This window comes from Halomonas sp. ND22Bw (genome assembly GCF_003011945.1).
In the GTDB taxonomy this organism is placed as follows: domain Bacteria; phylum Pseudomonadota; class Gammaproteobacteria; order Pseudomonadales; family Halomonadaceae; genus Halomonas; species Halomonas halophila.
Genome location: NZ_PXWD01001330.1, coordinates 1 through 253, shown reverse-complemented (window position 1 = coordinate 253; position 253 = coordinate 1). Strand labels below are relative to the sequence as shown.

1 protein-coding gene is annotated in these 253 nt (G+C 66.0%); it reads right to left on the bottom strand.

Annotated features, from left to right (window positions below; translation table 11 throughout):
- On the bottom strand, window positions 1-253 hold a 253-nt coding region (locus CVH10_RS27025; RefSeq protein ID WP_219925019.1), incomplete at both ends, for a hypothetical protein.

Below are 253 nucleotides of genomic sequence, written 5' to 3'. Positions count from 1 at the left end.
GCTTATCTGTAGCCTGGTGCGCGGCCTCGATCTCACCCCAATAGACGGGCGGACCGGTTCGGTGGGCTTGGGTGATCGACAGGAACCAGTGGTTCCAAACCCCGATCGGCGTTGCGGTCTCCCTTGCAACATCGACGGGCGTAACCGCGGACGTCATCCGGGAGACAAGGTCCCGCATGCGCGCCGCCAGTTCGGGCTTGGCGAACGACGCTTCAGCGGCGCCGATCGTCAATGCACCCGCGAGTGCGCGGCG